The organism is Moraxella sp. CTOTU46711 (genome assembly GCF_031975715.1).
GTDB lineage: Bacteria > Pseudomonadota > Gammaproteobacteria > Pseudomonadales > Moraxellaceae > Faucicola.
Map to the genome: position 1 here is coordinate 118,915 of NZ_DALYMP010000005.1, position 11,934 is coordinate 130,848.

The following is an 11,934-nucleotide window of genomic DNA, read 5'->3' on the forward strand; positions in this document are numbered from 1 at the left end:
TCTACCTGTCCCCTAGCTAGGTTCAAAGGTTAGGGGGCTTGTTTAATTAATTGTGAGGGATATTGTTATGGCCAGTGAAAAGCAAACAAATCAAGTTGCTTATGTCCTAGCAGAGGCTAACGGAATCAAGTTTTACCCAAAGGTTGATTATGATGAGCATGATGCTTGTTTGGTACGATGCAATCAGTGCATGAGTTTAGGCTATGCGTGGTATGGCGATGAAATATGCCCTGTATGCGGTTACGATGGGGCATTAATGGATTTAGAAGAAGCACAGGCGTAAAGTTTATATTGAATCACCCTTGCCGCTGGCAGGGGATTTTTTTGGCATCAAGCCAGCCAAATTGCCATTTAAAAGAAAACAGTAAGACATGCCAAACATTAAGCCGATGACGGCCAACTAGCTCATGCACAATTAGACTATGCGCTCGATTAAGCAATTATAATTGAGCCATCCCAAGCAGTAATGCTTACTTTCACTCAAACACACTGGAGTATTTTTATGTCAGCTTTTGCAGAGCTTTTTAAAAAAGCAGATAATTTTACGGTGACAGACATTCATGTCACGCGCAAAACCCATCACCACGGCATCGTCAATCAAGAGGGAACAGGTTATAAAGAGCTTGTTTTAAGCCGTGAAGTATCAATCAACTTGACTGACAATCGAGGAATGGTTGTCAACCTCAATGCAGAATTTTTTGAGAGCTGTGATAACTTAAACTTTGGTTTGGTTAATCGCTACAACCACGATTTTTCTAATGGCAATGGGGATGTTCGCCTTCGTCTTTCAAGCCATTGCGATACCCCAATGTGGCTCATACTGACAGAAAGCGATTTTGAAGATGATGATGTTACTCAATACTTAATGAGTTCAGAAACTTTAAAACCTGACTTTGCGATGATATTCGCCAGTAACTTGCTAGATGACCTTATAAAGAATGAAAGTGAGTACACGCAGATTAAAAATGCGTTTCATGCAAGCTTCCGCTAATCGCTCAAGTGCCATAATAGTGGGTTAATGATGACCCACTTTTACAAGGCCTATTCACTTTTGAGTTTCTATAAGGAATAAAAATGTTAAAAAATGAAGTGAAAGTTGCCACTAAGAATGCAGCACAAAGTTTTCAAATTTTAAAACTGGCAAATCTAAGTGTCGATTAAATTCGAGTTAAGTTTGCGTCGGCGCAAACTTTTGTGTCAATTAAATAATCACTAAAAGAAAATAGTAAATAAAAAATACATAATCACCGTATGCTGGTTATTAGCTGTGGGTGGTGATTAAGAGTAGGGGAGGAACAAAATACTAGGCAATGGGTTGGGTTAGTAATCAGTTTTTAAAAAACGTGGGCAAGACAAGTATTATTAGCCAAAAAAAGCTTATCATCCTAGCTTGTCTAGAATACCCTTGTCTTAACGTAAACCATGCGAAAATGTAGGGCATGAAAAAAATACCCATGCCAAGTAAAAAAGATACCCGGCGATATGACGCATCATTTACAAATTGTCGGTTAGGTAAATTGGCAATATTTCTGCGATTATTCCATCGAGCAGTGCGTGTGGTATATGAAATACCGCTGCCAGGAATGCCGATGGTTGAACGTACACCACGGCGGCTAATATTGGTTGTTAAACCGCGTTTGCCAACTGACAAACTGGTGCCTCTTGTACTAACGTTAACTCGAACGCCAGGCGCAATTTTGATGCTTTTTCTAAATCTTAGTCCCATATTAGCCTCTATTTACAAATGCTTTCGCAAGGTATGCCATCACCATCGCCATCAATCTGTTTATTGCCGCAAGCCAATGCTTGTTTAGCTTGACCACATGAACTAAAACTGCCGCAGGTAGCATTTTTATATTGATTGCACACTGCTGTTGAAGGTTCGCTTGGCACAATGACTGGTGTTGTTGGAGAAGTACCGTTATCACCGCAGTTACCAGTTCTGATGCCTTTGCGCCAATCCCACGGCGCGATCGGGCAGCTATCCTGCCACAAACCCACTTTAGCACCTCTCGCCAAAACTTCGGCATTTGAATAGGTTAATTGGTCCGATTGAGTTTGCTCACTTTGATACTGCTTATAATGCCAAGCCATGCCTTTTTTGACTTGCTCGAGATTACAATCTTTTGAGTTTACCAAAACCTTGCCTACCAGTCGGTCATATTGGTCTTTTTTGATCCATTCAATCGTGACATTGCCGAGGCTGACACAAGTTTCAAGTGATGACTTGCTAGTATTGCCATAAGGTTGGTCACTTTCAGGCGCATCAATCCCCATAAGTCTCACACGCTCACTTTGGCCACTGACAGGTATGACTTCTAGAGTATCGCCATCAATGACGCGGACGCTTTGAGCTTGGATTGTTTTTAATGAGGTATCAATTACAGGTGGCGTGACAACTGGCTGGGTATCGGTTGAGCCAGTCGTTGTATTACTAGGATAATTATTTTTTACATAAACGGATGGCAGTTCTCCAAATCCATCCGTATTACAAGCAGTTAACGCAAGCATTGCTGGTAAAAACAGAGCAAACCTTTTCATGATTCTTACTCAGTTGTTTCTTTTGATTAAATCATAAACACCATTCGACTAAAAGTAAAGTTAAACGCTATACGCATTAAATACCTTATTAGGCACATCGCCTAAAATCATGTAATCAAGTTTATCTCAACCACTTCTGCTAATCTGCTAAATGATTTTCCGTTTGGGTAATTGCCGCTTTTTTTACAGGATCAGTAGCAGCTTGAGCGCGACATGCTTGTTCGCTTGGGCAACTAAATGACAGTTTATTATCAACATACCAGCCTTGCTCAAAAAACGTATTGTCATTGATCCAAGTGCCTAATTTAGAGCGTTTGTCGCTTGCAAACGCGGCTTTAGGAACCGTTAGTTGGCCAAACCCCCAAGCCTTACCTTTAATGACATGGCCTTCATACACTATACCGTTAGCTCTTTGTGCTTTACCAATACCAGTCTGTTCATTATTTGCAAAATCTCCTTCATACCAACTACCATCGGGAAGAACTATCTTACCCTTACCGCTTATAACACCATCATCAAAATCGCCAGTATAAACATACTGATTTGGCACTATTTGCTTACCCTTACCTGATACAGTATCGTTTTCCCAATAGCCTTCATATCGAATACCGTTACTCCATTCACCGACCCCATAGCCATGCTTTTTACCTTCCTTCCATTCCCCATCATAAACAAGGCCTGTTCTCTTTGAGGTATATTTACCCTTGGATTGCTCATTATTTACCCATTGACCTTCGTATTTATCACCATACCAGGGGCTTTGCTCACCCCAGGTATAAACCCCATACCCTGATTTTTGACCAGCTACAAATTCTCCAACATAGGTATCGGTGTAATACTCATTGTCTTTGCCCCAAGTAAACTTGCCTCGATATCGCTCGCCACAGGGAACAAAATCACCCTCAAAGCGATTACCGTCGGTAAACTCTATCACGCCTTTACCAAGCATTACCCCATCGTTAAATTCGCCCTCATAACGCTTGGTCTCATTAGGAACCTGTGCGTCCCATTCAATAATACCTTTTCCGACAATTTTACCTTTCTCAAATGTGCCTTGATAATGGTTATAGGCATTGCCATCTTTGTCATACCACTGAGCAACCCCTTTACCGGTTGCATAACCATCGCGACATTGCCCTTGCCAAACCACGGTTTGATCGGTTTTTAGCTCGGCGTTATAAACAGCACATTGATTATTCGTGCTTTTATGATAGCCAGTAGCGTCGGCAGCCCATAAAGAGGTGGGCATCACACAAAATAGAGCAAAGCCAGCACTTACTTTTAACAATAATTTAAATGATTTTATGGAGGTTCGGCTCATAAGCGATGGTATTGCTATAAAAATTTAATTGGTGATAGCGTAATAGTCAAATTTTGTAAGGCTATAAAAGTCATCTATTATCTTATCTGAAAACAAATGTTATAACTAGCGATAAATTAGCCCACCTCCTATTGGCCAAGTATGTCTTGGCAGCCTGACTATCATCTACCTAAAAAGAAAACAGTAGAGTGGTGGGAAATGAGTCGAATACGAGCGTCAACTGTAACGACATCATTCGTTTTCTTTGGGCAAACTCACTACACTTGAGTTAAGCAGGTAAGGCGAACGCTACTGCTGCACTGACTGTTTTTAAGTGATTTTTACCATAAGGAATTTATGATGCCACAATCAATCAACAATGACGATTTAACCGCCCTCAAAAAGTCATGGCTAGACGACCCATGTTGGGATATTGAGGATAGCGAAGGCTTTGAAGCTCACAAGGCAGAATTGCTGGCATGGCGTAAAAACCATGAGGCTCGATACCAGTTAGAACAAAATATAATCCAAGCTCAAGGTAAAGTGAGTAGCATTGAGCAAGCTCTCAAAGAAGCCAACAAATTGCCAACAATGGCTTTACACGAGACGATGCAAATTAACAAGTCTCTTAGCGTCACTCGGGTTAATGATGGGTTTATTTACACCACGATCACTCGAGAAGAATTTGATACAAACTCACAAGATGCTAATGGTAACCGTGTATATCAATTAGCTTTAGCTAATAGCTCAGTTTTTGTGCCTTTTGGCGTAAAAGACTTAAATTTCCAACTATCAAAAGTCGCCACCCAAGAGGCACTTTTAAAAGCCGAAGATATGCTTGAAACTTATCTTATGCAGCTTGAGCAATTACCACAGGATTTTTAATAAAAATCCATTATCATAAGAGTTTTAAGGTTCGCGAAATGGCTTATTTATTAATGATATAGATTTTGCCATTTTTCTATATATATTACTAACAACATGTATAGAATTTCCAAAATTCTATACATGTTAATGTGAGCGCGCCTAATTTTGTATCTATCAGAATGAAATTTTTAGTAAATGAAATAAACTATTCTTTGGGATAATCATAAAGCAGTGAAGAATGATAGTGAATAATACTGATATTATATCTGTTAAAGAAACTCGAACTGATTGGGGTGATTTTCCTCCAGTTATCAGCAATGGAAAAATTGGTGAATTAAAAAATGAACCTGAATATCAAGAGGCAAAAAGTGGGGATTTTAATCAGTCTATGGCATTGGTTGAAAAACTGCTGAAAGATGAAACCATTGATAGAATTAAAACTTTGATAGGTGATGAAAAACCTATCATACTACCTGTTTTATCTGAGGAGCTGACTGGCAAAAATCGCATTCCACAAGCAACTGCTTATGCTCTAGCAGTCAGTTTAGAATTAGAAGTTGATACTAATATATATCAAGATAATACTGCTAAACGTACTGGTACAGGTATTTATCACCGCTATATTGCACCACCTGAATTTAAAGGAGAGGTTAAAAGCGGACAATCCTATTTAATCGTTGATGATACTTTGTCAGTTGGTGGCACGATTGCAACCTTAAAGGGATATATTGAAAATCTAGGCGGTAAAGTTATCGGCGCAACTGTTATGACTGCCTTTGATTACAGTGTAAATATTACTATCAAGCAAAATATGCTACAATCTATTAAAGAAAAACAAGGTTTAGATGAATATTGGCATAAAGAATTTGGTTATCACTTGGATAAGCTTACCCAGCAAGAGGCTGGGCATCTTAAAAAACCAACACTAGAGCAGATTCAGGCGCGTGTTCAAGAAGCTAGACAAGCTTTGAAGCAGAATTAGGAAAATCATTATGAAACAACAACCGAAAATCATCGTACCGAACAATAACCAATACACTCGTCATCTCAAATTGACCGAAGAACAGGAACGTGAGTTGATAGCTTATAATAAAGCAGGCGCGGAGTTTTTCAAAAAAGCATTTCAACATCGAGCCAAAAAAACCAGTCAAGTTGTTAAATAGTTGTCTATAATTGCATTTCATTAGTGCTGTTTAGTCAAACCGTCTCATTTACTGCATCTTTAAAAAGCCACCTATTTGGTGGTTTTTTTGTTTTTTGCGGCTATTAAGTCATTTAGGTATCAGTATGATAGGTAATTGCTCAGTATGATAATTAATTGCTCAGTATGATAGTTAATTAGTTCAAATTCCTGGCAAACATCGCCCGGAAAATTAACGATAATTGATTCAAAAGAAAACAGTAAAATGGTGGGGCAATAAGCGCAAAACCGCTTGTAGCCTCGCTCAAACTGCTGGGTTGGCAAGCTAATACCCCCTTATAATGGACTCATACCAAGCAGCAATGCTTACTTTCACTCAAACACACTGGAGTCCCAATATGAACCCAATTAATGAAACTGCACAAAAAGCTGAAACCATCGTAACTAACATCCTATCGCTGACACCGGATATCAGCAAAGACCATGATGAAGGTACAGTGACCGCCTCCTGGCGTAACTTTGGTTATGGCATTACCGCAACAGCTGTGACAGAACGTATTGACGGTATTGACCATGTGAATGTAAGTGAACGCCTTGAATTTTGGGTTGACGTCGATGGCGTTGATGACAATAGCTTTGATGGTGTTGAAGCAGAAATGGAACGCCGTTACCAAAAATTTATGCAACTATTTGCTGGCATGATGCCTTGGGTTGAGAATGTGGAATCGCCTGTGGTATAACTGGCAAACCTAGCCAGCCCCCAAGCTGGGGCTGGCTAGGGTCAATTCACTAAACGCCATCTTATAAACAATCGACCAAAGATAAATTTAGACAAAAGAAAACAGTAAATAGGGTAGGCATCAAGGTCCATGCCGGTTCCCAACGCGCCTAATATAATCGCCCTATCAGTCTATCACGCCTATAATCAATTTATACCTAATCGATATTCACCTTAATTTTTTATAGGAATAACATCATGAATTTTACTTCTTTTCAGCGCATTGCAACATTAATTGTGTCTTTATCTGCCTTAATTGCCCTGCCAAGCTGTGCAACGCTAGGCTACAAACCTGACCCTTATTTTGAGTTTCATAAAACGCCTGTCAGTAATCCCAATGGCTTAAGAACGCGCTATTTTTGTGAGGTCACTGACCAAACTAAAGATACCCCAACGCCTTATCGCGCCATACCGCTTGAACAAATCACCATTCAGGATAGCTATATTAAGTTTCAACGTAGCCCCAATGGGCAGATATACGCCATAGATAGAGAAGTGGCTCGTATTGACTGCTTAGAGACATTGATGGAATAACCGTATTTTCTTAGCAAGGGTAGCCAGTTAAATGGCTATCTTTGCTACCATGCCAAACATGCGATTGGCAAACTTTAGTTTAATTGAGATAGGCGATCAGCCTGATTTCTTTAAATTGAAACAGACGGAATTTGGGGTAATTTGGGGGTAGGGCGAGATATAATTTTAGTAGTATGCCATTATTGTCCGGCCAGCAATAATGGCCATTTAACTGCTTTAATCTGATTTTATTGGCGTAAAGTGTTGATTTTTAATGGCCTGAACAACATTTTGCTTCAACTTTCTATTTTGCTTCCAGCTATTTAATAGCTTAATCACTTCTGCTTCATCGGGTTTATCTTGGTATAACTTTAAAATAACGGTAACGGCTTGATGCTTCATATCGTGTTTTTTAGAACGCCGTGATGCTGGATTCATAGTTTTCCCGAGAACAGACAACAATTAAAATGAGAATTATTTTAATGTAATATATATTATATTACAATTATGAATAAATGTTTGTTTCCCAAATATTTTATTCAGCTTAACGCAAAATTTGAGTTTAGTTTTCCATAGGATTTAATAATGGTATTAAAGTTCACCAACGCGCCAATCACATTCGTTTATCATGCTAATTGCAATGATGGGATAAGTGCTTTAGGTGTTGGTTTGTATTATATAAAAAAACAGTTAAAACGCAGTGATTACAGTATCATTGAAGGTCATCACCAAATAGAAGTTTCACTAGATGGCTTTATAGGCCGAAATGTTATCATGTTAGATTTCTGCTATCCAAGAGCCATTACTGAAAAAATACTAAGCATCGCCGAAAGCGTTACTATCATTGATCACCATATCAGTATCTTTGAAGATTTAAAGGGTTTAAACCATCCTACATTACGCTATATCTATGACGTAAATTGTTGTGGGGCGACGTTAGCTTGGCAATGTTTTTTTCCGAGTATAGATAAGCCTCTATTCTTAACCTACATTGAAGATCGCGACTTATGGCGAAAGCAATATATTGAAAGTGAATACCAGTCGCTTGCATTAAGAGCAAAACGACTGACAGCCGATGAATTTACTGCGTTGGTTTTTGACATTATTGACGAGTGGCTCCATGCTGATGAACAAATCACTCACAACCGATTGGTAATGATAGGCCAACAATATGCCGATTATCATCATGTTTTGGTCGACCAAATTGCAGCATCGGCTTACCCAAGCGAGTTAGAAAATGGGGTAAAAGTAATGAAATGCAACGCACCATTGGCATTTGCCAGTGATTTAGGAGACTGTCTCAATAAAATCTTTGGGGTGACTGTGATTTATGAGCAAGCAAAGGATTGTACTAAATATTCCTTACGTGTAGCCAATGATTGTGATTTTGATGGCAGTGCGTATGCTAAATCGAAAGGCGGTGGCGGCCATAAAAAGGCAAGCGGCTGGCGTGATTTCAGCTAAAAAATTATCAAAAGGAAAAAAGTAAATTTACCGGAAGATTAAGCCCCAAGCGGCTTTGAATCTTGCCTGTCTTTATACTTTGCGTGTTAGTGGGTAGATATAATGAACGCATAGCCAGCGATATTCGCTAAGGCTTGTTTCATTTATCACCCATTTGCAAGGATAAGCCCATGTCAAACCATGCTGAAATTCAAAAATTAAAACAAGACGTTCAAATACTTGAAAAAATGCAATCATTGCACTTTTTTGACTGTATGCCTGTTAATTCTTGCAGACGAGTGATGCGTGTACCGGGTGGTTGGATTTACGACAATATTAATAAGCAATACTCAGCCACCACGGTAAGCGATAGCCTCAATAGTGTGTTTGTCAGCGATACTGATCTTAATATCAAATACTCGCTTAATCAGATTAAATCAACAATCGCAGAACTAAACGAACGTTAATTTGGTTCTAATTTAATGGTATTTGAATGTTTTAATCGCCTCATTATTGAGGCGGTTTTTTTGACAAATGTTCTATAAAGTTAAATTATTAATCGACTTAAAACTTCTCTTTAGTTTGTTAAAAAAAGAAAACAGTAACCAATCTTATATTAACCATCTTGCCAGTGGCATCCGTACTCAATCTGATCGGCCTAATAAGTGCAAATGCCTATAATAGTGACTACCAAGCAAGACAACTTGGTAAACCTTACACTCAAAGTTACTGGAGTCATTAGTATGTCTATTGAAAATACTGTTATTACCGCGCCTAAAGGCTTTGTTATTCAAGAAATTAAATCGGGCGGCTTCTATCACGCAAGCAGTATGCCAAATCTACACACCACTTACTCAATAGCGGTCAAATTGGCGGCTCAAAAACTTGAGGTGACGCTTAATGACAATGGCAATCGAGTGTTATTGGTCAGTAAAGAAAAGCACATTGCTAGTCGGGGTGCGGTATATTTAGCGGTTTATGCTGACTCAAGCAAAAACTATACTATCACCTTGCCAACAAGCAAACAGACGGTTATCGTCGATAAAACCACCTTGGACTTTCTTTTATCCTTCATGGTTTGGCAAGAAGATTTAAATACCCTGCAAAATAACAAAGACTATCCCTACAGTCATAATTTGCAGATGAAGCATGAATGCGTGTCTGACTGGCTGTATAAGCTTAAGTATGAGTTGTTAGAGGGCGAAATTCACATGACCGCTGATGAAAAGGCGTATGCCGTCTTGATTGAGCCAATCGTGAAAGAATTACTCGCGTTATAACCAATGGGCGAGTAATCGCCCTATATCCTCCAACTTTCTTGCCATGCTATAAGGGAAAATAAGCCATGACCTTCCAAGAACTCAAAGACGCTTTAGAAATTCGATTTAATGGGTATTTTTTTAATCATTACCTGCTAAAAACACAATATTATGACTTGATTGACTTAGCCCATGCGCTTAAGGCGTATTACACGCAAGCGGATGCAGGTATGTTTTATCACGCAAAAATCAGTTTGGTTGAGCAACTGATTGACCAACTTGAGACGATAGATGAATGATTATTTAGTGAAAGGGTTATCCACAAAATCGTGGATAACCCGTCTATTATTGGCTAAATATATAGATATTTTTATATAAAAAACAACGGTTTGTGTTAATTGGTTATTTTTTATACAGCTATTAAAAGACCCATTATTAGCAAGCAAAAGTTATAAAAATATAAGCTGATAAGCGACTTTAGGTTATGCCATTGGCTTAGTCATATTACAAAAAACCCCTCGTGTTACTGAGGGGAATGCGTTGGTTTTAAATGGTTTAACTCGCTTGTGGTTGAGTTTGAACACTGTTGACTGGCGCGTTCTGTGCTTCTTCCTCTGCAAGCATCCTTTCAATCTCACGTTCTTCAAGTTCAGCTTGGGTCAACGTCTCATTTCCCTGCGGTGATGACTCATTGACGGCTTCTTGGTGCATAGGTTTAATGCTATCGCGCAATTCATTAACAAAGTTTGCGATTATTTTTTTCCTTTCACCAGTTAGTTTTTCGGTCAATCCAAGCAAGGTATTGGCAACGGTAGCGTCTTTAAGGGCGGCATCATATATCACCTCAAAAAACGTGCATTTTGCTTCTAAAACCACTTGCAATTTTTGCTGCTGCAATGCCTCAATTTTGGCATTTCTTGCATCAACTTCCTGCTGTATCTTTTGCATTTCTTGTTCAATTTCATGAATGGTTTTTGTTTTATTTATTGGTTTGGCCATAGTCAGTCTCACTTTATAAAAAATAGGTTGAGGGATTATTGAGATTCATTGCTTGATGCAATCGAATTGCTGCAAACTATTATGACTTAACATATTATAGTGAATAATACTATTATATATATACAAAATATCATATAAAAGGAAAATAGTAGAAGGATTAATAGATAAGCCCAACGCAGCTGCCTACCACGCCCAAATCGCTGTATCACTGAATTTGCCCGGCCTATAATAAACCCATACCAAGCAAGATTGGCTTGCTTTTCTTAAACTCAAAGTTACTGGAGTGAATATCATGGGTACCGCAAATTTTTTATATCGAGACCGTTTGTTTGCCGTAAGTTTTGGCTGCAACTGCTGTGCAGAGGCCGAAGAAGCCGGGGAGAGCTATCATGGCTGTGATTGTTCAAGTTTTTATTATGATGACTTGCTAGACAACATTCGCTCAACGATGACTGGCATGGAGACCAAGACTAAAAAGGGGATTACCGTTAAATTTGACTGCTACCCATCTAGCCATCGTGAATGGGATGGTCAGCGTAATTTTGAGGGCAGAATTTTAGGTCGCATCATTGCCAATTCAACGTTTTTCGGTATCGACATTCAGCTTGAAAAAAATGTGATTGTTAGAAGTGGCTACTATGAAGGCGCAAATATTGACCATGACTTGTCACTTTCAAGTGATTACTCATACAAACAAACGGTAAGTGATAACGATGACCTAAAAGGCTGCATCGAAGGCATCATTGAAGAAGTAGTTTATGCAGGGGTATTTAGCGAGAAACAAGGCGAACGCTATCATCCGAACATTACCAAGCGTATTAACAGTATGGAAACCGCGCTAAATGACGCCTTTGAATATATTGCCACCCAAAATGCGACCGAATATGAAGTATCAGCGCGGTTCTCAAATGGGGAAACCTGGTACAAACCAAAGGAGGTGAAACAAGCCGCTTAGTGTAGATTGACTTTAGACGCATAGCAAGGCAAGTCAGCCTTGCTATTTTGTCATGTACTAAACAAAAGCAAAGTGGCTGGCGCGATATTTATGCGTATTTTAATAAAAGAAAATAGTAAATCATGTCGTATTAAGCAT

General features: G+C 39.0%; 17 protein-coding genes. 12 read left to right on the forward strand and 5 right to left on the reverse strand.

The window, feature by feature from the left end:
• The first annotated feature begins 67 nt into the window (after positions 1 to 67).
• On the forward strand, positions 68 to 283 hold the full coding sequence (locus tag RTJ53_RS08400; RefSeq protein WP_128681931.1) for a hypothetical protein: 216 nt from the start codon (positions 68 to 70) through the stop codon (positions 281 to 283).
• 219 nt (positions 284 to 502) lie between these two features.
• The gene (locus RTJ53_RS08405) at positions 503 to 991 is read left to right on the forward strand and encodes a hypothetical protein (RefSeq protein ID WP_312276592.1); all 489 of its coding nucleotides are present in this window, start codon (positions 503 to 505) and stop codon (positions 989 to 991) included.
• Between the two features lie 336 nt (positions 992 to 1,327).
• On the opposite strand, the gene RTJ53_RS08410 is transcribed toward RTJ53_RS08405, so the two are convergent.
• The 3 genes from RTJ53_RS08410 to RTJ53_RS08420 form a co-directional block, all read right to left on the reverse strand.
• A complete protein-coding gene (locus RTJ53_RS08410) occupies positions 1,328 to 1,726 on the reverse strand; it encodes a DUF4236 domain-containing protein (RefSeq protein WP_128681928.1) in 399 nt (132 codons plus the stop codon).
• 8 nt (positions 1,727 to 1,734) lie between these two features.
• Positions 1,735 to 2,541: a thermonuclease family protein gene (locus RTJ53_RS08415; protein WP_138018262.1), complete on the reverse strand. Its 807-nt coding sequence runs from the start codon at positions 2,539 to 2,541 to the stop codon at positions 1,735 to 1,737.
• A gap of 139 nt (positions 2,542 to 2,680) precedes the next feature.
• Entirely contained in the window at positions 2,681 to 3,862 is a 1,182-nt protein-coding gene (locus tag RTJ53_RS08420) for an MORN repeat-containing protein (RefSeq protein ID WP_128681926.1), read from the reverse strand.
• A 336-nt stretch (positions 3,863 to 4,198) separates the two neighbouring features.
• On the opposite strand from RTJ53_RS08420, the gene RTJ53_RS08425 reads away from it, so the two are divergent.
• From RTJ53_RS08425 to RTJ53_RS08445, 5 genes are all read left to right on the forward strand, one after another.
• Complete coding sequence (locus tag RTJ53_RS08425; RefSeq protein WP_138018263.1) at positions 4,199 to 4,726, forward strand: hypothetical protein; 528 nt, start codon at positions 4,199 to 4,201, stop codon at positions 4,724 to 4,726.
• Positions 4,727 to 4,952: 226 nt separating this feature from the next.
• On the forward strand, positions 4,953 to 5,690 hold the full coding sequence (locus tag RTJ53_RS08430; protein WP_128681922.1) for a phosphoribosyltransferase: 738 nt from the start codon (positions 4,953 to 4,955) through the stop codon (positions 5,688 to 5,690).
• 10 nt (positions 5,691 to 5,700) lie between these two features.
• Entirely contained in the window at positions 5,701 to 5,871 is a 171-nt protein-coding gene (locus RTJ53_RS08435; protein WP_175405664.1) for a hypothetical protein, read from the forward strand.
• A gap of 376 nt (positions 5,872 to 6,247) precedes the next feature.
• Positions 6,248 to 6,589: a hypothetical protein gene (locus RTJ53_RS08440; protein ID WP_128681920.1), complete on the forward strand. Its 342-nt coding sequence runs from the start codon at positions 6,248 to 6,250 to the stop codon at positions 6,587 to 6,589.
• Between the two features lie 236 nt (positions 6,590 to 6,825).
• Positions 6,826 to 7,161, forward strand: coding sequence for a hypothetical protein (locus RTJ53_RS08445; RefSeq protein WP_312276593.1), 336 nt, complete (start codon positions 6,826 to 6,828; stop codon positions 7,159 to 7,161).
• Positions 7,162 to 7,377: 216 nt separating this feature from the next.
• Here RTJ53_RS08445 and RTJ53_RS08450 read toward each other — a convergent pair whose 3' ends face one another.
• Complete coding sequence (locus RTJ53_RS08450) at positions 7,378 to 7,578, reverse strand: hypothetical protein (RefSeq protein WP_312276594.1); 201 nt, start codon at positions 7,576 to 7,578, stop codon at positions 7,378 to 7,380.
• A gap of 147 nt (positions 7,579 to 7,725) precedes the next feature.
• Between RTJ53_RS08450 and RTJ53_RS08455 the strand changes: the two genes are divergently transcribed.
• The 4 genes from RTJ53_RS08455 to RTJ53_RS08470 all read left to right on the forward strand — a co-directional run bounded on the left by RTJ53_RS08455 (position 7,726) and on the right by RTJ53_RS08470 (position 10,141).
• Positions 7,726 to 8,604: a hypothetical protein gene (locus tag RTJ53_RS08455; protein ID WP_312276595.1), complete on the forward strand. Its 879-nt coding sequence runs from the start codon at positions 7,726 to 7,728 to the stop codon at positions 8,602 to 8,604.
• A 170-nt stretch (positions 8,605 to 8,774) separates the two neighbouring features.
• Entirely contained in the window at positions 8,775 to 9,050 is a 276-nt protein-coding gene (locus RTJ53_RS08460; RefSeq protein ID WP_312276596.1) for a hypothetical protein, read from the forward strand.
• 276 nt (positions 9,051 to 9,326) lie between these two features.
• Positions 9,327 to 9,863, forward strand: a complete 537-nt coding sequence (locus tag RTJ53_RS08465) for a hypothetical protein (protein WP_312276597.1) — start codon at positions 9,327 to 9,329, stop codon at positions 9,861 to 9,863.
• Positions 9,864 to 9,928: 65 nt separating this feature from the next.
• Positions 9,929 to 10,141 (forward strand): hypothetical protein, encoded by a 213-nt coding sequence (locus RTJ53_RS08470; protein WP_138018240.1) that lies wholly within the window; start codon positions 9,929 to 9,931, stop codon positions 10,139 to 10,141.
• A 256-nt stretch (positions 10,142 to 10,397) separates the two neighbouring features.
• On the opposite strand, the gene RTJ53_RS08475 is transcribed toward RTJ53_RS08470, so the two are convergent.
• Positions 10,398 to 10,841, reverse strand: a complete 444-nt coding sequence (locus RTJ53_RS08475) for a hypothetical protein (protein WP_312276598.1) — start codon at positions 10,839 to 10,841, stop codon at positions 10,398 to 10,400.
• A gap of 292 nt (positions 10,842 to 11,133) precedes the next feature.
• Between RTJ53_RS08475 and RTJ53_RS08480 the strand changes: the two genes are divergently transcribed.
• Entirely contained in the window at positions 11,134 to 11,796 is a 663-nt protein-coding gene (locus RTJ53_RS08480) for a hypothetical protein (protein WP_128682159.1), read from the forward strand.
• Positions 11,797 to 11,934: the final 138 nt, after the last annotated feature.